Origin of the sequence: Pseudomonas sp. NPDC088322, from assembly GCF_044740745.1 — a bacterium.
GTDB lineage: Bacteria > Pseudomonadota > Gammaproteobacteria > Pseudomonadales > Pseudomonadaceae > Aquipseudomonas > Aquipseudomonas shirazensis.
Map to the genome: position 1 here is coordinate 34,695 of NZ_JBIURK010000010.1, position 18,083 is coordinate 52,777.

Below are 18,083 nucleotides of genomic sequence, written 5' to 3' on the forward strand. Positions count from 1 at the left end.
ACGTGCTCCCTGCCCACTGTTTGTAGGAAACCGCTTAGCCCTGCTCCACCCGATTGCGCCCCAGATCCTTGGCCTGGTACAACGCGGTGTCGGCACGCTTGAGCACCTGGTCGCCGCGCTCGCCCGTGCGAAAGGCGCTGATACCAATGGAGGTAGTGATCACTACCCGCTCGCCCTTGAAGTGGAACGGGCAGGCTTCGATGGCCGCGCGCAGGGTTTCAGCCACCTGCAAGCCGGCTGCCGGCGAGGTCTGCGGCAGCAACACGACAAATTCCTCGCCGCCAAACCGGGCAATGAAGTCGCGCCCGCGCATGCGCTTGCGCAACTGGTCGGCGACGATCTTCAAGACCTTGTCCCCGGCCAGGTGGCCGTAGCCATCGTTGATCCGCTTGAAATGGTCGAGATCGAGGATCGCCATCAGCAGGTGACCGCCATTTTCCTGCCAGTCGAGTACTTCGCGCTCGACCTGCTCGGACCAGGCGGCGCGGTTGGGCAGCCCGGTCAACGGGTCGATCAGGGCCTTCTGGCGTTGCTCTTCAAGGTGCTCGCGGTAGCCCAGCGCCTCCTGCTCCATGTTCGCCACACGCTCGGCCAAGCCGTGCAGGCGCCCAGCCAACTCCTGTTCGCGGCGGTCACGTTCCTGCTGATGGTCGTCGATGGTGACCAGCAGGCCTTCTAGGCGATTGTCGAGGACATGTTTGAGGCTGTTGAGGTCAGCTGCGCCCTGAACGCTGCTTTGCAGGCCATCAACCTGCTCCCGCAGTTGGCTGTCGAGTTCGCGGGCAGCACTGGTGTTGTCGGCATGCCCGGCACTGGCTTCGTGCAAGTGGCTCTGGAAGGTCTCCAGGCGCTCGTTCAGCTGCTGAAGGTACGCTTCGAACTCGTGCTGACCGCTGTCGGTAATGGCCAGCATCAATACGGCCAAGTCATCCAGCACCGGGATCAACTCGTACCAGTTCAAGCCACGTGCAACCCGCTCGCGCATTTCCAGCGCCTGCGCCTTGTGCCGTTCGGGCAGGCTGAGGTCGTCGAGCAACCCGATCAAGGTCTGTTCGATATGCAGGGCAACCTGGCTGTAGGGCGGCTCGACGGCGTCGGGCAAAGCGTAGGGGCCGTCGTCGTCGACTGGCTCAGCATCCACCTCTGGCGCCTCGCTCGGCCCCAGTTCGTCGGGCTCGACCTCAGCCAATGCTTGCTGCTGCGGTTCGCCGGGCTGTTCGTCACTCTCGGCCACCGATGTCAGTGGCCCTACCAGCGCAGGCCCTGACGACTCGGGCTCTACAGGTTGTACCTGCACGGGCTCAGTGAGTGCTGGCTGAACACCTTGCCCAACGACTGTAGGGAGGACATCGGCTGCGCGGACGGGGATGACCGGCTCAGGAGCTGCTGGAGCCTGTACTTCGGCCGGCACGACGGGCGGCTGGGGCTCACTGGCGAGGACTGGCAGAGCCTGCGCTTCAGCAACGGGCACGTTCGGCGCGGGGCTGCTCGGCTCCGGCGTATCCGCGCGCGACTCGCTGTCGCTTTTGCCGAACAATCGTTGCAGAAAACCCGGGCGATGCTCATCGTCCTGGTTTTGCAGCGAACTCAGCGCTTTGCCCTGCAGGCCACTGAGTTCGCCTAGCAATGGCGGCAGTTCGCGAGACTGGCCAACGCCGCCGTCGAGTTTTTTCGCCAGTTTTTTCAGCGGCCGGGCGACTTCGCCAGGCAGCGGCAAACTCTGCAACTGGGTAACCAGTGCTGTCAGCGCGTCGCTGACCTGATTCATGCGGGTTTCGCGCCGCTGCTCGGAGTCAAGCACGGTTTTTTCCAGGCGCGGGATCAGGTTGGCAAGGCCAGCGTCCATGTTGTCGCTGCGGATGACCTCGCGCATTTCCTTCATGCACTGGTCCACCGCCTTGTCGCTACCCTCAGCCGCCAGGGTGCTGCGCACCAGGCCACGACGCAGCAGGTCGAGCCGCGCGTCCCAGCGACGCTCGAGCTTTTCCTGCTGTTCGATGCTTTTAAGGTATTTTTCTTTCCAACGCTCTGCGTCGTCTGTCATGCCCGGATCCACTGCGCGGTGATGGCAATTAGCTCAAGACGGGCAGGGTATCCACAGTCAATGCGTCAGGCAATCGAATCTCGACCGCAACTGGGAGGTGATCGGAAATTGGCTGGGCCAATACCTCGACACGCTCCAGCGTCAGGCTCGGGCTGAGCAGAATATGATCAAGGCAGCGCTGCGGGCGCCAACTCGGGAAGGTCGCTTCGACCTGCGGCGCAATCAGCCCAAGGTCGCGCAGTGGCGAGGTTTCCAACAGATCGTTGGCGTGGGTGTTCATGTCTCCCATCAACACCTGGTGACGATAGCCGCCAATCAGCTCGCGGATGTAGCTGAGCTGCATCGCACGGGTCTTGGCACCGAGCGCCAGATGCATCATGACCACGATCAGCGCATCTTCACCCTCGCCGAAGCGCACCAGGATTGCACCGCGACCGGCGGGGCCGGGCAGCGGGTGATCTTCCAGATGAGTCGGTTTGAGCCGGCTGAGGACGCCATTGCTGTGCTGGGCAAAACGCCCCAGATTGCGATTGAGCTGCTGATACCAGTATGGGAACGCGCCCAACTGTGCCAGGTGCTCGACCTGGTTGATGTAGCCCGAGCGCATGCTGCCACCATCGACTTCCTGCAAGGCCACCAGATCGAAGTCGCTGATCAGCGCACCGATCTTCTGCAGATTGCCGGCCCGACCGGTGTGCGGCAGCAGGTGCTGCCAACTGCGGGTCAGGTAATGGCGGTAGCGCTCGGTACTGATACCAACCTGGATATTGAAACTGAGCAGGCGCAGGCGACCATCTTCCGGGAGGCCGGGTGCCTGCAGGTGATGCTCGTTGACCTGCGGTTGATGCAGGCCAACGCCTCGGGTGGTTCGCACGCGAGCCATGGGTTCGCCGCTTACTTAGCGGCGCGCTCCTTGGCGATCAGCTGATCGGCGACGTTGAGTACGCCTTCCGGGCCGCCGGCGGTGCCGAGGTCAAAGCGGTATTTGCCGTTGACGATCATGCTTGGAACACCAGTGATTTCGTACTTCTTCGCCAGTTCTTTGGCCTGTTTGACCTGGCCTTTGATGGCGAAGGAGTTGAAGGTGGCAAGGAACTTGTCTTTATCGACGCCCTGAGTGGCGAGGAACTCAGCCATGTCTTCAGGCTTGGTCAACTGCTTGCGCTGATTCTGGATCGCATCGAACACTGCGGCGTGAACCTTGTGCTCGACGCCCATGGCTTCGAGGGTCAGGAACATCTGGCCGTGAGCATCCCATGGGCCGCCGAACATGGCGGGAATGCGTTTGAAATTGACATCGGCAGGCAGCTTTTCAGCCCACGGATTGATCACCGGTTCGAAGTGGTAGCAGTGCGGGCAGCCATACCAGAACAGCTCGACGACTTCGATCTTGCCTGGCTGGGAGACTGCAACCGGGTTGCTCAGCTCGATATATTCTTTACCCGCGGTAGCCGTATCGGCTGCCTGAACGGCGGTGATACCGAAAACGCTGGCGGCGACCAGCGCAGCGCTGAGAATCAGTTTACGCATGCATTACTCCTGAGCATTCAGTGGTCACCTCGACGCGACCTCAACTAAGACCGGCCGGGAAGGGTGCGAGTTCGATAGTGTAACGGCAACAGACGAAAAAAAGGGCAGCCGGGGCGCAATGCGTCAGCCGAGCCTCGACCGACTGGCACCAACCCAGCCACCCTTCATCATTTACCAATCAATCATTAACTGAAGGTTAACCCCCTCAGTGCAGCCCCTGAATATAGCTCGCCAACGCCTCAACATCCTTGTTGCTCAGCTTGCTGGCGATGCTGCGCATGGTCATCGCATCACCATCGTTGGTGCGATTGCCTTCACGGAAGTCGGTCAGCTGCTTGCTGATGTATTGAGCGTGTTGGCCACTCAGATGTGGGAAGCCTGCCAAGGCAATGCCTGCGCCATCGGGCGAATGGCAGCCGGTACAGGCAGGCATGCCCTTGCTCAGGTCGCCACCATTGAACAAGGCACGCCCGCGCTCGACCAGCTTCGGATCGGCTGCGCCGACGCTGCCTTTCTGGCTGGCGAAGTAACTGGCGATGTCGGCCAGATCCTGGTCATTGAACGGTTCGAGCATGCCGGTCATTTCCAGCACCACGCGCTTGCCGGTCTTGATGTCGTGCAGTTGCTTTTCCAGATAGCGTTCGCCCTGGCCAGCGAGTTTCGGGAAATTAGGCGCCAGGCTGTTGCCGTCGGGGTTGTGGCAGGCACCACAGACGGCGGTTTTCGCCTGACCGGCGGCGGCGTCGCCTTTGATAGGGTCCGCAGCACTTGCCGCACCTGCAACCCCCATGGTCAACAGCAGACTCACGAATAGTTTGTTCATCAGCTAATCCAACACGGCTAAGGGTGAAATGTTATGTATCGGGACTGCCGCTCATCCAAAGGATGACCAAACGGTAGTCCTCGGTACTGCAGTCCATGCACAATCCACGCGGCGGCATAGCCTTGAAACCCTTGTTAACATGCGCCACCAGTACCTCCATACCCTGCGCCAGCCTTGGCTCCCAGGCCGCCACGTCACCCTTCATCGGGGCCTGTGGCAGTTGTCCGGCGTGACAGGCAGCACAGCTGCGGTTGTACAACGCCTCGGGATCCTGTGTAGCCTGTGCACTGAAAAACGGTAGGAACATACCAACAGCCATTAGCCATTGCGCCTTGCGTAACGACCTTTCAGGGTTGGGGGCCGCGCTGCGTTCTAATGCGCGAGCTATTGTTCGACACCCCATGTGCGCCTCCTTCGCTGGGAGAATGCACACACAAAAACTGGGGCATTATATACTTCCGCGATCCAAACGGAAACGACACTGCTTGCCGAGCCTGGCTCAGGCAACACCCACATCGGATATCCCATGCAAGTCAAGAACCCCATCCTCGGCCTCTGCCAGAAAGCCACCTTCGCCCTTAGCGCCGCCAAGGTCGATCAATGCCCGGAAGACCAGGGTTACGAGGTGGCTTTCGCCGGCCGTTCCAACGCCGGTAAATCCAGCGCCCTCAACACCCTGACCCATGCCAGCCTGGCGCGGACTTCGAAAACCCCAGGCCGCACGCAGCTGTTGAACTTCTTCAGTCTGGACGATGAACGGCGTTTGGTCGACTTGCCGGGCTACGGGTATGCCAAGGTGCCGATCCCGCTCAAGCAGCACTGGCAGCGCCACCTGGAAGCCTATCTGGGCGGCCGTGAGTGCCTGCGCGGGATCATTTTGATGATGGACGTGCGCCATCCGATGACCGATTTCGACAAGATGATGCTGGACTGGGCCAAGGCCAGCGGCATGCCCATGCACATTCTGCTGACCAAGGCCGACAAGCTCACCTACGGCGCAGCGAAGAACACCCTGCTGAAAATCCAGGCAGAAATCCGCAAGGGCTGGGGCGATACCGCGTCCATCCAGTTGTTCTCGGCGCCCAAGCGCCAGGGCCTGGAAGAAGCCTACGTGGTCCTGGCCGGCTGGATGGAACTGGAAGACAAGCCTGTCGAGTAAGCGCTGACGCGAGGGTGCTGTAAGCGGCAAATTGCCGCTGCAGCCAAATCGCAGGCAAAAAAAACCCCGGACTTCGTATGGGGAGGGGGAAGTTCGGGGTTCAAGTCCGGACCGTTAGGGCGGGGTCCAGATATTCTGCCAACACTTAACACAACATAGGAGCATCGAACGGCTTCACCAGCCATTCAGTAGATCTGAGTCCCGCTTCACTGGTTTAGTTCCTCAGCGCTTGCAATTATTTGCGCTAACAGGGGCTGCCTAGCCTGCAAAAACGCCTAAGCAACGTGGGTCCACGGATAGCCGCAGACCCCGTGCCAGACGTCTTAGTGCGCCTCGTCCCAGTTCGCCCCAACGCCGACTTCGACCAGCAACGGCACGTCCAGCTGAGCCGCGTCGCTCATGTGCGGGCGGATCTCGGCCTTGATCTGCTCGACCAGGTCTTCACGCACTTCCAGCACCAGTTCATCGTGTACCTGGAGGATCACCCGCGCATCCAGCCCGCTGCTGCTCAGCCAGTTATCCACAGCGACCATGGCGCGCTTGATGATGTCGGCGGCAGTGCCTTGCATCGGGGCGTTGATCGCGGTGCGCTCAGCGCCTTTGCGCAGGGCCTGATTCTTCGCGTTGATATCCGGCAGGTACAGACGACGACCGAAGAAGGTTTCGACATAGCCCTGCTCGGCAGCCTGGGCGCGGGTGCGCTCCATGTAGGCGAGCACGCCTGGGTAGCGGGTGAAGTAGCGGTCAATATAGTCCTGCGACTGTTTACGGTCGACGCCAAGCTGCTTGGCCAGACCAAAGGCGCTCATGCCATAGATCAGGCCGAAGTTGATCGCCTTGGCGCTACGGCGCTGGTCGGTGGTGACGGCAGCCAGATCAACGCCAAATACCTCTGCAGCAGTCGCCCGGTGCACGTCCAGGTCGTTGCGGAAGGCATGCAACAGGCCCTCATCCTTGGCCAGGTGGGCCATGATCCGTAATTCGATCTGCGAGTAGTCGGCCGCGAGCAATTTGTAGCCAGGGCTGGCGATGAACGCCTGCCGAATACGCCGGCCTTCGGCGGTGCGGATCGGAATGTTCTGCAGGTTCGGATCACTCGACGACAGGCGCCCAGTGGCTGCCACAGCCTGCTGATACGAGGTGTGAATCCGGCCGGTGCGCGGGTTGATCTGGTGCGGCAACTTGTCGGTGTAGGTGCTTTTGAGCTTGCTCAGCGAGCGGTACTGCATCAGCACCTTGGGCAGCGGATAGTCCTGCTCGGCCAACTCGGCCAGCACTGCCTCGGCGGTAGATGCCTGGCCTTTGCTGGTCTTGCTCAGGATCGGCATGCCCAGCTTGTCGTAGAGGATCACCCCGAGTTGCTTGGGCGAGCCAAGGTTGAACTCTTCCCCGGCCAGGGCATACGCCTCGCGCTCCAGCTCGGCCATTTTCAAGCCAAGCTCGCCGCTCTGGATGGCCAGCAGATTGGCATCGACCAGCGCGCCCTGGCGCTCGATCCGCGCCAGTACCGGCACCAGCGGCATCTCGATGTCCATCAGCACCGGCTGCACGCTGGGGGTCTTCGCCAGATGCGCCTGCAGTGCCTGGTGCAGGCGCAGGGTAATGTCGGCGTCTTCGGCGGCGTAAGGGCCGGCCTTGTCCAGTGGGATCTGGTTGAAGGTCAGCTGCTTGGCGCCTTTGCCGGCGATCTGCTCGAAGGTGATGGTGGTGTGGTCGAGGTACTTCTGCGCCAGGCTGTCCATGTCATGGCGGGTAGCGTTGGAGTTGAGCACGTAGGATTCGAGCATGGTGTCGTAGGCGACACCCCGCATATCGATGCCATTGGCCTCATCACCGCCAATTGCGCAGTTGGCCAGAATATTGATGTCGTACTTGGCGTTCTGGCCAATCTTGCCTTTGTGCGGGTCTTCCAGCAGCGGCTTCAGCGCCAGCAATACCTGGTCACGGTCGAGCTGGGCCGGTGCGCCTTCGTAGTCATGGGTCAGCGGCACATAGGCGGCCACATGCGGTTCGACCGCGAACGACACGCCAACCAGCTGCGCCTTTTGCGCGTCCAGCCCGGTGGTCTCGGTGTCGAAGGCAAACAGCGGCGCCTGGCGCAGTTTTTCCAGCCAGGCATCGAAGCGGGCTTGGTCGAGGATGGTCTCGTACTGCGGCTCGACCTTGGCCTGCGGCGCTTCTTCTACCGGCGCCGGCGCCAGCTCCTCGCCAACCTTTGCCGCATCACGCTGCACATCGGCGATCCAGCTCTTGAATTCCATTTCGGCATACAGCGCCAGCAGCGCGTCGCGATCCGGCTCGGCGCAGACCAGCGCATCGACTTCGATATCCAGCGGCACATCAATTTTGATGGTAGCCAGCTCATACGACATGAAGGCCGCATCGCGGTGCTCCTCGAGCTTGGCAGGCAGGCTCTTGGCGCCGCGAATCGGCAGCGCCGGGACCTTGTCGAGGTTGGCGTAGACGTCCTTCAAGCCACCGCCGATGCCGGTCAGCAGGCCGACGGCAGTTTTTTCGCCAACGCCGGGCACGCCGGGGATGTTGTCGACCTTGTCGCCCATCAGCGCCAGGAAGTCGATGATGTGTTCAGGGCCGACGCCGAACTTCTCGTGCACACCGGCAATGTCCATGACGCTGCCGGTCATGGTGTTGACCAGAGTGATGTGGCCGTCGACCAGCTGGGCCATGTCCTTGTCGCCGGTGGAGATGATCACCGGGCGCCCGGCCGCCGCACTGCTGCGGGCCAGGGTGCCGATGACGTCGTCGGCTTCGACCCCTTCCACGCACAGCAGCGGATAGCCGAGTGCCTTGACGCTGGCGTGCAATGGCTCGACCTGCACCCGCAGGTCGTCCGGCATGCTCGGCCGGTTGGCCTTGTAGTCGGCGAACAGGGCGTCGCGGAAGGTCCCGCCCTTGGCATCGAAGACCACCGCGAACAGGCTGTCCGGATATTGCCGGCGCAGGCTCTTGAGCATGTTCAGCACGCCCTTGACGGCACCGGTGGGCATACCCTTGGAGGTGGTCAGCGGCGGCAGCGCGTGGAAGGCGCGATACAGGTAGGACGAACCGTCCACCAGGACGAGGGGAGCTAGGCTCATGAGCAGAATCAACCTTTTCGACGGGTCCGGCGCTAGAATAGCCAGATCAATGACGACAAAGGGACAAGGTTATCATGCGGACACTCAATCGCCTGTTACTGCTCGGCCTTCTGGCAACCATGCCGATCGTCTCCCAGGCGGCGGACGACGCCCCATCGGCTGATCCCGATGTGACCATTCGCACGGAAGGCGATAAAACCATCCAGGAATACCGGCAAAACGGCTTCCTGTATGCGATCAAAGTCACGCCGAAAGGCGGCAAGCCTTATTTTCTGGTACGCGCCGATGGCTCGGATGGCAATTTCATCCGCTCCGACCAGCCGGACATGCTGATTCCATCGTGGAAGATCTTCGAGTGGTAATCTGACGCGTACCGTCACATCAACCTGGCACTTCCCGGCGGAAGTGCCCGCATGGGCAACTTTTCATCATGTCAGTTTTCACCCCTGTGTCCCGGCCCGAGCTGGAAACCTTTCTGGCGCCGTATCAGCTGGGCCGTCTGCTCGACTTCCAGGGCATCGCCGCCGGTACCGAGAACAGCAACTTCTTCGTCAGTATGGAGCAGGGTGAGTTTGTCCTGACCCTGATCGAGCGCGGCCCGGCCGAAGACATGCCGTTTTTCATCGACCTGCTGGATGTGCTGCACCAGGCCGACATGCCAGTGCCCTACGCCCTGCGCGACCGCGATGGCCATGGCTTGCGGGAGCTGTGCGGCAAGCCTGCGCTGCTGCAGCCACGGCTGAACGGCAAGCATGTGATGGCGCCGAACAACCAGCACTGCGCCCAGGTTGGCGAACTGCAGGCGCATATCCACCTGGCGACCCGCGAGCAGATCCTTGAGCGCAAGACTGACCGTGGCCTGGACTGGATGCTGGAGTCGGGCGCCGAGCTGTTGTCGCACCTGAGCAAGCACCAGCAGGCCCTGCTGCAGCCGACCCTGGCTGACATTGCCGCGCACAAGGCGCAGATCCTGGCGCTGCCACGGGCCAACCTGCACGCCGACCTGTTCCGCGACAACGTGATGTTCGAAGGCACCCACCTCACCGGCTTGATCGACTTCTACAACGCCTGCTCAGGGCCGATGCTGTATGACATCGCAATTACCGTGAATGACTGGTGCCTGGACGAAGCGGCGGGGATCAACCTGCCGCGCGCGCAGGCCTTGCTCGGCGCCTATGCCGCGCTGCGCCCGTTCACCGCGGCCGAAGCCGAGCTGTGGCCGCTGATGCTGCGGGTAGCCTGTGTGCGCTTCTGGCTGTCGCGGCTGATTGCCGCCGAGCAGTTCGCCGGCATGGACGTCACCATTCATGACCCACGCGAGTTCGAAGTGCGCCTGGCCCAGCGCCAGCACATCGACCTGAAGCTGCCGTTCGCGCTCTGAGCCTTGCAGGAGCGTCCTTGCCGGGACGCTCCTTCAAGAGCCGTCAGAGCTGTTCCAGACAGCCAGCCAGGCCGTTCGCGAGGTTTTCCAGCAAGCGCTCGTAGCCTTTGCTGTCCACCGGCTCGCTGCCACCCAGCGCATCCAGCTCGGCCAGCCGCACCGGCAGCCCTGCGGTCAGCGTTTCAGCCAGCCGTGGGCGCAGCGGCGGCTCGCTGAATACGCAGGTCTTGCCCACTTCCTGCAAGCGCTTGCGCATTGCCGCCACGTGTTGAGCACCCGGCTGCACTTCCGAAGCCACGCTGAACACGCCGGTGTGCTTGAGCCCGTAAGCCGCTTCGAAGTAATCGAACGCCTCGTGGAAGACGAAGTAGGGCTTGTCGGCAACGCCCGCCACACGGGTCTTGATCCGCTGATCAAGCGCATCCAGGCGCGTATCGAAGGCCTTGAGGTTGCTCTGATACCGCGCCGCATTGGCCGGGTCGAGCTTGCTCAGGTCGGCCGCCATCTGCCCGGCAATTACCCGTGCATTGACCGACGACAGCCACAGGTGCGCGTCCAGGCTACCCGGGCGGTGGTCATGATCATGCTCGTCATGGTCAGCTTCATCATGACCGGCCTCATCATGGGAATGGCTGTCCTCACCAAAATGACGCAGGTGCATGCCTTTCAGCGACTGCACCGCCACGGTCTGCTTGCTGCGGCTGCCGAGCACCCGCGGCAAGAAGCTCTCCATGTCCGGGCCGATCCAGTAGAGCAGGTCGGCATCGGCCACGCGCCGTACGTCGGACGGCCGCAGCGCATAGTGGTGCGGCGAGGCACCCGGCGGCAGCAGCACTTCAGGGCTGCCGACACCGTCCTGAACGGCCGCAGCGATCTGCTGCAGCGGTTTGATACTGGTCAGCACACGCACATCGGCATGGGCCGAGCAGGCGAGCAAAGCGACAAAAAGCACAAGGAAACGGGGCACGGTGAATACTCGACGTGTCAGAAACAGGTAACATAATAACGTCTCCATTAAGAACCGTCGCCGCCCATGTCGATTACCCTGCTGGCTCACCGTCCCCACGACCACTCCCATTGCGTGCACAGTGCGCTGGCTGAAGCCGACGCCATCTGCGTGCGTCAGGGCCTGCGTTTGACTGCCCTGCGCAAGCGGGTGCTGGAGCTGGTGTGGCAGAGCCACAAGCCGCTGGGCGCCTACGATATTCTTGCCGTGTTGAGCGAGCAGGATGGCCGCCGCGCGGCGCCGCCGACCGTTTATCGGGCGCTGGACTTCCTCCTCGAGAACGGCCTGGTGCACCGCATCGCCTCGCTCAACGCCTTCATCGGCTGCAGCCACCCGGAACACGCCCATCAGGGCCAGTTCCTGATCTGCCGCGAGTGCCATATCGCCATCGAGCTTGAGCAGGACAGCATCAGTGGCGCGATCATCGCCAGCGCCAACGCGGTCGGCTTCAAGGTTGAAACCCAGACTGTGGAAGTGGTCGGCCTGTGCGGCAACTGCCGAGGCGCGGCATGAGCGACGCCCTGATCCGCCTTGAGCAAGTCGGCGTCAGCTTTGCTGGCGAAGCCGTACTGGACAACATCGACCTGGCGGTTGCGCCAGGCCAGATCGTCACGCTGATCGGCCCCAACGGTGCTGGCAAGACCACCCTGGTGCGGGCCGTGCTCGGCCTGCTCAAGCCGCATCGTGGCAGCGTCTGGCGCAAGCCCAAGCTGCGTATCGGCTATATGCCGCAAAAGATCCAGGTCGACCCGACGCTGCCACTGTCGGTACTGCGCTTCCTGCGTTTGGTGCCTGGGGTAGACCGCGGCGCAGCTTTGGCGGCATTGCAGGAAGTCGGCGCCGAGCAGGTCATCGACAGCCCGCTACAGACTGTTTCCGGCGGCGAGATGCAGCGCGTGCTGCTGGCCCGAGCCCTGCTGCGCAAGCCGCAATTGCTGGTGCTCGATGAACCGGTACAAGGCGTCGATGTGGCGGGGCAGTCCGAGCTGTACAGCTTGATCACACGCCTGCGCGACCGTTACGGCTGCGGCGTGCTGATGGTCTCCCACGACCTGCACCTGGTCATGAGCACCACCGATCAGGTGGTCTGCCTGAACCGCCATGTGTGCTGCTCCGGCCATCCCGAGCAGGTCAGCGGCGACCCGGCCTTTGTCGAACTGTTCGGCCAGAACGCCCCGAGCCTGGCCATCTATCACCATCACCACGACCACAGCCACGACCTGCACGGCGCAGTTGTCACCCCTGGCGCCCATGTTCACGGAGAGCACTGCAAGCATGGCTGATTTTCTTCTTTACGCCCTGCTGGCCGGTTTGTCCCTGGCAGTTGTTGCAGGTCCGCTGGGCTCGTTCGTGGTCTGGCGGCGGATGGCCTATTTTGGCGACACGTTGTCGCACGCGGCCTTGCTCGGCGTTGCCTTGGGCTTCGTGCTGGATGTCAGCCCGGCGTTGGCGGTAACCGTCGGCTGCCTGCTGCTGGCGATCTTGCTGGTGACGCTGCAGCAGCGCCAGCCGCTGGCGTCGGATACGCTGCTGGGGATTCTTGCTCCAAGCACCTTGTCGCTGGGCCTGGTGGTGCTGAGTTTCATGCACGACGTGCGCATCGACCTGATGGCCTATCTGTTTGGCGACTTGCTGGCGATCAGCCCAACGGACCTGGGCTGGATCATCGGCGGCAGTGCAGCCGTGCTGCTGTTGCTCGCCGCGCTCTGGCGCCCACTGCTGGCGGTGACCGTACATGAAGAGCTGGCAACCGTCGAAGGCCTGCCGGTAGCGGCGCTGCGCCTTACCCTGATGCTGCTCATCGCCGTGGTGATTGCGGTGGCGATGAAGATCGTCGGCGTGCTGCTGATCACCTCGCTGCTGATCATCCCGGCCGCCGCCGCCCAGCGCCATGCGCGCTCGCCCGAGCAGATGGCGCTGGGTGCCAGCCTGCTCGGTGTGGTGGCAGTATGTGGCGGGCTGGCAATGTCCTGGTTCAAGGACACGCCGGCCGGGCCATCGATCGTGGTCTGCGCGGCAGTGCTATTCTTGCTGAGCCTGGCCCTGCCCAAACGCTGAGACACGGGTCGCACTTTGGCGCATCTTGCAACCAATGCGCGGGTAAAGGGTCTGTAAGACTTGTTTTCGAGCGTGCGCACCTGGGTGTAGACTTGCTCGCTTTTTGCGCAAATAGAGAGTCGCAGGAATGAAGCCGTTCGCCTCCCGTTATCTGCTTGTTGCCGTGTTGTCGCTGGGCCTGGCCGCGTGTGCCAGCGCCCCGGTCGAACAGCCGAGCGTGCCTGCCCAGGCCGACCCATGGGCCGAGCTGCAGCAGAACATCGCCAGCAACGAACTGGCCACCGCTGAAGATCAGCTGACCGCCCTGCAAGCCCAGGCGCCGCAAGACCCGCGCGTGGAGCAGCACCAGCGCCAGCTCGCCGAAGCCTACTTGCAGCGCAGCCAGATCGTCCTGCAAAAGGGTGACGTGAATGCCGCCGCGACCGCGCTGGCGCGGGCTCGGGCATTGATGCCGCAAGCGCCGGCGCTGGCCGCCGGGGATGCCGTTGCCCATGCGCGCAAAGCCGAGCTGGACCGTGCCGAAGCTGCCTTGAAGGCCGCTGAAGCCAAGCCCAAGGCGCGCGTGATCGACCCCACCGCACCGAGCACCGTGATCGCCCTGAAAACCACAGACAGCCGCGCCCTGCGCCGGCAGCTGGATGACATCGCCGCAGACGTGGTCAGTTATCAGTGTGAAGTGGTGTTCCAGGTGCCACGCAAGGACGACGCGCCGTGGCTGAAAACGCTGCTGGGCAAGCGCGTACACAAGCTCGACAGTGGCTATGAGCTCAACCAGCGCCATGAAATCCAGCGCTCATTGCCCGCTCAGGTCGTGCTGGTACCGCATCAGCGTTGAAATAAAACCCCGGCAGGCGAGCCTGCCGGGGTGATCGATCAAGCCGGAATGGCTTCTGCAGCAGCTTCGCGCTCCCAGACGCGGTGCGCTTCGACCGCTTTGACGAAGGCATCGATCGCCTTCTGATCATTGCCCAGCAACAAGCCCTTGTCTTCGGCCAGGCCGAGTTTGCCGACCAGCGCCTTGCCGTCTTTGGCAAAGGCGATGGCCTTCAGGTGCTTGTACGCTTCCAGCAGGAAGTGCTTGGCCAAACCGCTCTGCCCCAGCGCATCAATTGCGGCCTTGCCGGCCGGCACCAGCACACCATCGAACATGATCGACGGCATGCCTTCCATCGACGCATCCACCGCCAGGCTGGAACCATCGGCCGCTTTTACTGGCGCCGAGGTTGGGCCCAGCAGCATTGGCCTGGCGCTGTGCGCCTCAAGTGCCTTGACCAGACGATCGACGTCCGCCGCATCTACACCGTCAGCCAGCAGCAGGGCAATCTTGCGACCCTTGATACCCACGCTGCCCGGGTGATTGAGCTGGCTCAGCGCTGGCGACTCGGCCAGGCTCGAGCCCTTGACCTGCACGGTGCCTTTGCTCGGCGCCGGCAGACCCAGGTTGGCCGCTACTGCCGCCGCCAGCTTCAGGTCGATATTGGCGAGGATCTCGTTGACCTGACGGGCACGGATGTATTCCCGCTCGACCTTGCCCAGCTCAAAGCTGTAGGCCTTGATGATGTGCTGCTGCTCGTTCGGGCTCATGCTGTGGAAGAACAGGCGCGCCTGCGAGAAGTGATCGCCGAACGACTCGCTGCGCTCGCGAACCTTGCGTGCATCGATCCGCTCCTGATAGCTGTCGAAGCCACCGTCTTCAGCCGCTGCCGGGGTTTCCTTCGGCCAGCCGCCATCGATGCTGTTCGGCTCGTACGAGGCACGGCCCTTGTTGATTTCCATGCGGTGCATGCCATCGCGCTGGCCGTTGTGGTTGTGCGCAACCGGACGGTTGATCGGGATCTCATGGAAATTCGGGCCACCGAGGCGGCTGATCTGCGTGTCGGTGTAGGAGAACAGGCGGCCCTGCAGCAGCGGATCATTGGTGAAGTCGATACCCGGCACGATATGGCCAGGGCAGAAGGCGATCTGCTCGACCTCGGCGAAGAAGTTGTCCGGGTTGCGGTTGAGCACCATCTTGCCCAACGGCGTCACCGGCACCAGCTCTTCGGGGATGATCTTGGTCGGGTCGAGCAGGTCGAAGTCGAACTTGTGCTCGTCGGCCTCAGGCACGATCTGCACGCCCAGTTCCCACTCAGGGTAGTCGCCGGTTTCAATCGCTTCGGAAAGGTCGCGACGATGGAAATCGGTGTCCTTGCCGGCCAGCTTCTGCGCCTCGTCCCACAGCACCGAGTGCACGCCTTGCTTCGGCTTCCAGTGAAACTTGACGAAACTGGCCACGCCTTCGGCGTTGATCAGGCGGAAGGTATGCACGCCAAAGCCTTCCATCATCCGCAGGCTGCGCGGGATAGCCCGGTCGGACATCGCCCAGATGACCATGTGCGCCGACTCCGGCACCAGCGAGACGAAGTCCCAGAAGGTGTCATGAGCCGAACCGCCGGTGGGCATTTCATTGTGTGGCTCAGGTTTCACCGCATGAACGAAGTCGGGGAACTTGATCGCGTCCTGAATGAAGAACACCGGCATGTTGTTGCCGACCAGGTCGAAGTTGCCTTCGTCGGTGTAGAACTTCACGGCGAAGCCGCGCACGTCGCGCACCGTGTCACCGGAGCCACGGGGGCCCTGCACGGTGGAGAAGCGCACGAACACCGGAGTGATCTTCTCCGGGTCCTGGAGGAAACCGGCCTTGGTCAGCTCGGCATGCTTGCCGTAGCTCTGGAAGTAACCATGGGCGCCAGTGCCACGGGCATGGACGATGCGCTCGGGGATGCGCTCATGGTCAAAGTGGGTGATTTTTTCACGCATGATGAAATCTTCGAGCAACGACGGCCCGCGCGCACCCGCCTTGAGGGTGTTCTGGTTGTCAGCGATCTTGACGCCCTGATTGGTCCGCAGCGCCTCGCCGGTAGCGTCGCTACGGTAGGCTTCCAGACTCTGCAGTTTGGCGTTGGTGTTGGCACGGTCCGGGGTGTCGGTACCGGCCATCTCACTCTGTTTCGGGGTATCCGGGTGCTTGCGCGACATGTCGGCTCTCCTCATCGGTATTCAGGGCGGCCCATTCGGGCTCGTTAGCTAGTGACTGATGGCCGTGCGCATGCGTTCAATTCCATTGCCGACTGTCGCGTTATGCCGGTTGGATTGGACCAATACGAAATAAATGCTAAGAAGACCCAGGGGAAAAGGCTAAAATGCGCCCCCCGGCTTACCGCCAGACCCTATTTCCATTGCGCCCCACAAGGTTCGCTCAGTGATCGAGTTTCAACATGTGCACAAGACCTACCGCGTCGCCGGTAGGGACATCCCCGCCCTGAACCCGACCAGCCTGACCATTGAAAATGGCCAGGTGTTCGGCCTGATCGGCCACTCCGGCGCTGGCAAGAGCACCTTGCTGCGCCTGATCAACCGCCTCGAAGCGCCCAGCGGTGGCAAGATCATCGTCGATGGTGAAGACGTTACCGGCTTCGATGCCAACCAGCTGCGGCGCTTCCGCCAGCAGGTCGGGATGATCTTCCAGCACTTCAACCTGCTGGCCTCCAAGACCGTGGCCGACAACGTGGCGCTGCCGCTGACCTTGGCCGGTGAGCTGTCGCGCAGCGAAATCGACCAGCGCGTCACCGAGCTGCTGGCGCGGGTCGGTTTGTCCGATCACGCCAAGAAGTATCCCGCGCAGCTCTCCGGCGGGCAGAAGCAACGCGTCGGCATTGCCCGCGCGTTGTCGACCCGGCCAAAGATTCTGCTGTGCGACGAAGCAACCAGCGCCCTCGACCCGCAGACCACGGCCTCGGTTCTGCAACTGCTGGCCGAGATCAACCGCGAATTGAAGCTGACCATCGTCCTGATCACCCATGAAATGGACGTGATCCGTCGGGTCTGCGACCGCGTGGCGGTGATGGACGCCGGCCTGATCGTCGAGCAAGGCAGTGTTGCCGAGGTGTTCCTGCACCCGCAGCACCCGACCACCAAGCGTTTTGTCCAAGAGGACGAGCAAGTCGACGAAGGCGAACAGCGCGACGACTTTGCCCACGTGCCAGGCCGGATCGTGCGCCTGACCTTCCAGGGCGATGCCACCTACGCACCGCTGCTCGGCACTGTCGCCCGGGAAACCGGGGTCGACTACAGCATCCTCGCCGGGCGTATCGACCGCATCAAGGACGTGCCTTACGGGCAATTGACCCTGGCCGTTACCGGCGGCGACATGCAAGCCGCGTTCGACCGTTTCAGCGCAGCTGATGTGCATATGGAGGTACTGCGTTGATGGACGCTTTGAATTTCTTCGCCAATGTCGACTGGGCCGAAATCTGGCTGGCGACCATCGACACCATGATCATGCTGTTCGGCTCGCTGTTCTTCACCGTGCTGCTGGGCCTGCCGCTGGGCGTGCTGCTGTTCCTGTGCGGGCCGCGGCAGATGTTCGAGCAGAAAGGCCTGTACGCGCTGCTGTCGCTGGTGGTGAACATCCTGCGCTCGCTGCCGTTCATCATCCTGCTGATCGTGATGATCCCATTCACCGTACTGATCACCGGCACCTCGCTGGGCGTCGCCGGGGCCATCCCGCCACTGGTGGTCGGCGCCACGCCGTTCTTCGCCCGCCTGGTCGAGACGGCGCTGCGTGAAGTTGACCGCGGCATCATCGAAGCGACCCAGTCGATGGGCGCGACCACCCGCCAGATCATCACCAACGCACTGCTGCCCGAGGCGCGCCCGGGCATCTTCGCGGCGATTACCGTGACCGCAATCACCCTGGTGTCGTACACCGCCATGGCCGGTGTGGTCGGAGCTGGTGGCCTCGGCGACCTGGCGATCCGCTTTGGTTATCAGCGCTTCCAGACCGATGTAATGGTGGTCACCGTGGTTATGTTGCTGATCCTGGTTCAAGTTCTGCAAAGCGTCGGCGACAAACTGGTCGTGCATTTTTCCCGTAAGTAACCCCAATGGGGTCGGCCAGGCCGACCCGTTCGGGGGCCGTCGCGGCCCTCACAAGGAGTGTTTG

Annotated in this window: 17 protein-coding genes; 9 read left to right on the top strand and 8 right to left on the bottom strand. The window is 62.4% G+C overall.

Features of this window, described 5'->3' with window-relative positions; translation table 11 throughout:
• Nucleotides 1–34 precede the first annotated feature (34 nt).
• The 5 genes from ACIOAU_RS23010 to ACIOAU_RS23030 all read right to left on the bottom strand — a co-directional run bounded on the left by ACIOAU_RS23010 (nucleotide 35) and on the right by ACIOAU_RS23030 (nucleotide 4,716).
• Nucleotides 35–2,044 carry a diguanylate cyclase gene (locus ACIOAU_RS23010; RefSeq protein WP_401184799.1) on the bottom strand — a complete coding sequence of 670 codons (2,010 nt, stop codon included), beginning with the start codon at nucleotides 2,042–2,044 and terminating at the stop codon, nucleotides 35–37.
• Nucleotides 2,045–2,072: 28 nt separating this feature from the next.
• Complete coding sequence (locus ACIOAU_RS23015; protein ID WP_101322701.1) at nucleotides 2,073–2,927, bottom strand: endonuclease/exonuclease/phosphatase family protein; 855 nt, start codon at nucleotides 2,925–2,927, stop codon at nucleotides 2,073–2,075.
• An 11-nt stretch (nucleotides 2,928–2,938) separates the two neighbouring features.
• Entirely contained in the window at nucleotides 2,939–3,574 is a 636-nt protein-coding gene (gene dsbA, locus ACIOAU_RS23020; protein WP_101322702.1) for a thiol:disulfide interchange protein DsbA, read from the bottom strand.
• A 205-nt stretch (nucleotides 3,575–3,779) separates the two neighbouring features.
• On the bottom strand, nucleotides 3,780–4,397 hold the full coding sequence (locus ACIOAU_RS23025; RefSeq protein ID WP_101322703.1) for a cytochrome c: 618 nt from the start codon (nucleotides 4,395–4,397) through the stop codon (nucleotides 3,780–3,782).
• Nucleotides 4,398–4,428: 31 nt separating this feature from the next.
• On the bottom strand, nucleotides 4,429–4,716 hold the full coding sequence (locus ACIOAU_RS23030; RefSeq protein ID WP_224785572.1) for a cytochrome c5 family protein: 288 nt from the start codon (nucleotides 4,714–4,716) through the stop codon (nucleotides 4,429–4,431).
• A 207-nt stretch (nucleotides 4,717–4,923) separates the two neighbouring features.
• Here ACIOAU_RS23030 and yihA point away from each other — a divergent pair, with 207 nt between their 5' ends.
• The gene (gene yihA / locus ACIOAU_RS23035; RefSeq protein ID WP_101322705.1) at nucleotides 4,924–5,556 is read left to right on the top strand and encodes a ribosome biogenesis GTP-binding protein YihA/YsxC; all 633 of its coding nucleotides are present in this window, start codon (nucleotides 4,924–4,926) and stop codon (nucleotides 5,554–5,556) included.
• Nucleotides 5,557–5,879: 323 nt separating this feature from the next.
• Here yihA and polA read toward each other — a convergent pair whose 3' ends face one another.
• Nucleotides 5,880–8,654: a DNA polymerase I gene (gene polA / locus ACIOAU_RS23040; protein WP_101322706.1), complete on the bottom strand. Its 2,775-nt coding sequence runs from the start codon at nucleotides 8,652–8,654 to the stop codon at nucleotides 5,880–5,882.
• Nucleotides 8,655–8,728: 74 nt separating this feature from the next.
• On the opposite strand from polA, the gene ACIOAU_RS23045 reads away from it, so the two are divergent.
• Together ACIOAU_RS23045 and ACIOAU_RS23050 are read left to right on the top strand one after the other, a co-directional pair.
• A complete protein-coding gene (locus ACIOAU_RS23045; protein ID WP_101322707.1) occupies nucleotides 8,729–9,016 on the top strand; it encodes a DUF2782 domain-containing protein in 288 nt (95 codons plus the stop codon).
• A gap of 68 nt (nucleotides 9,017–9,084) precedes the next feature.
• Nucleotides 9,085–10,035, top strand: a complete 951-nt coding sequence (locus tag ACIOAU_RS23050; protein WP_401184803.1) for a homoserine kinase — start codon at nucleotides 9,085–9,087, stop codon at nucleotides 10,033–10,035.
• Nucleotides 10,036–10,078: 43 nt separating this feature from the next.
• Here ACIOAU_RS23050 and znuA read toward each other — a convergent pair whose 3' ends face one another.
• Complete coding sequence (gene znuA, locus ACIOAU_RS23055) at nucleotides 10,079–11,050, bottom strand: zinc ABC transporter substrate-binding protein ZnuA (protein ID WP_401184805.1); 972 nt, start codon at nucleotides 11,048–11,050, stop codon at nucleotides 10,079–10,081.
• Between the two features lie 18 nt (nucleotides 11,051–11,068).
• On the opposite strand from znuA, the gene zur reads away from it, so the two are divergent.
• The 4 genes from zur to ACIOAU_RS23075 all read left to right on the top strand — a co-directional run bounded on the left by zur (nucleotide 11,069) and on the right by ACIOAU_RS23075 (nucleotide 13,934).
• Complete coding sequence (zur, locus tag ACIOAU_RS23060) at nucleotides 11,069–11,554, top strand: zinc uptake transcriptional repressor Zur (RefSeq protein ID WP_312388346.1); 486 nt, start codon at nucleotides 11,069–11,071, stop codon at nucleotides 11,552–11,554.
• Complete coding sequence (gene znuC, locus ACIOAU_RS23065) at nucleotides 11,551–12,324, top strand: zinc ABC transporter ATP-binding protein ZnuC (protein WP_101322711.1); 774 nt, start codon at nucleotides 11,551–11,553, stop codon at nucleotides 12,322–12,324. Before zur ends, znuC begins: the two co-directional genes overlap by 4 nt.
• Nucleotides 12,317–13,099, top strand: a complete 783-nt coding sequence (gene znuB / locus ACIOAU_RS23070) for a zinc ABC transporter permease subunit ZnuB (RefSeq protein ID WP_101322712.1) — start codon at nucleotides 12,317–12,319, stop codon at nucleotides 13,097–13,099. The genes znuC and znuB overlap by 8 nt, the downstream gene beginning before the upstream one ends.
• A gap of 127 nt (nucleotides 13,100–13,226) precedes the next feature.
• The gene (locus tag ACIOAU_RS23075) at nucleotides 13,227–13,934 is read left to right on the top strand and encodes a PA5502 family lipoprotein (protein ID WP_103435438.1); all 708 of its coding nucleotides are present in this window, start codon (nucleotides 13,227–13,229) and stop codon (nucleotides 13,932–13,934) included.
• Between the two features lie 38 nt (nucleotides 13,935–13,972).
• Here ACIOAU_RS23075 and katE read toward each other — a convergent pair whose 3' ends face one another.
• Complete coding sequence (katE, locus tag ACIOAU_RS23080) at nucleotides 13,973–16,117, bottom strand: catalase HPII (protein WP_101322714.1); 2,145 nt, start codon at nucleotides 16,115–16,117, stop codon at nucleotides 13,973–13,975.
• Between the two features lie 223 nt (nucleotides 16,118–16,340).
• Here katE and ACIOAU_RS23085 point away from each other — a divergent pair, with 223 nt between their 5' ends.
• Both ACIOAU_RS23085 and ACIOAU_RS23090 read left to right on the top strand, forming a co-directional pair.
• Nucleotides 16,341–17,348: a methionine ABC transporter ATP-binding protein gene (locus tag ACIOAU_RS23085; RefSeq protein WP_101322715.1), complete on the top strand. Its 1,008-nt coding sequence runs from the start codon at nucleotides 16,341–16,343 to the stop codon at nucleotides 17,346–17,348.
• Nucleotides 17,348–18,019 carry a methionine ABC transporter permease gene (locus tag ACIOAU_RS23090; RefSeq protein WP_101322716.1) on the top strand — a complete coding sequence of 224 codons (672 nt, stop codon included), beginning with the start codon at nucleotides 17,348–17,350 and terminating at the stop codon, nucleotides 18,017–18,019. The genes ACIOAU_RS23085 and ACIOAU_RS23090 overlap by 1 nt, the downstream gene beginning before the upstream one ends.
• Nucleotides 18,020–18,083: the final 64 nt, after the last annotated feature.

Coding starts and splice junctions, on each gene's coding strand:
- ACIOAU_RS23010 (WP_401184799.1), bottom strand. CDS start 2,044: ATGACAGACGACGCAGAGCGTTGGAAAGAAAAATACCTTAAAAGCATC.
- ACIOAU_RS23015 (WP_101322701.1), bottom strand. CDS start 2,927: ATGGCTCGCGTGCGAACCACCCGAGGCGTTGGCCTGCATCAACCGCAG.
- dsbA (WP_101322702.1), bottom strand. CDS start 3,574: ATGCGTAAACTGATTCTCAGCGCTGCGCTGGTCGCCGCCAGCGTTTTC.
- ACIOAU_RS23025 (WP_101322703.1), bottom strand. CDS start 4,397: ATGAACAAACTATTCGTGAGTCTGCTGTTGACCATGGGGGTTGCAGGT.
- ACIOAU_RS23030 (WP_224785572.1), bottom strand. CDS start 4,716: ATGGCTGTTGGTATGTTCCTACCGTTTTTCAGTGCACAGGCTACACAG.
- yihA (WP_101322705.1), top strand. CDS start 4,924: ATGCAAGTCAAGAACCCCATCCTCGGCCTCTGCCAGAAAGCCACCTTC.
- polA (WP_101322706.1), bottom strand. CDS start 8,654: ATGAGCCTAGCTCCCCTCGTCCTGGTGGACGGTTCGTCCTACCTGTAT.
- ACIOAU_RS23045 (WP_101322707.1), top strand. CDS start 8,729: ATGCGGACACTCAATCGCCTGTTACTGCTCGGCCTTCTGGCAACCATG.
- ACIOAU_RS23050 (WP_401184803.1), top strand. CDS start 9,085: ATGTCAGTTTTCACCCCTGTGTCCCGGCCCGAGCTGGAAACCTTTCTG.
- znuA (WP_401184805.1), bottom strand. CDS start 11,050: ATGGAGACGTTATTATGTTACCTGTTTCTGACACGTCGAGTATTCACC.
- zur (WP_312388346.1), top strand. CDS start 11,069: ATGTCGATTACCCTGCTGGCTCACCGTCCCCACGACCACTCCCATTGC.
- znuC (WP_101322711.1), top strand. CDS start 11,551: ATGAGCGACGCCCTGATCCGCCTTGAGCAAGTCGGCGTCAGCTTTGCT.
- znuB (WP_101322712.1), top strand. CDS start 12,317: ATGGCTGATTTTCTTCTTTACGCCCTGCTGGCCGGTTTGTCCCTGGCA.
- ACIOAU_RS23075 (WP_103435438.1), top strand. CDS start 13,227: ATGAAGCCGTTCGCCTCCCGTTATCTGCTTGTTGCCGTGTTGTCGCTG.
- katE (WP_101322714.1), bottom strand. CDS start 16,117: ATGTCGCGCAAGCACCCGGATACCCCGAAACAGAGTGAGATGGCCGGT.
- ACIOAU_RS23090 (WP_101322716.1), top strand. CDS start 17,348: ATGGACGCTTTGAATTTCTTCGCCAATGTCGACTGGGCCGAAATCTGG.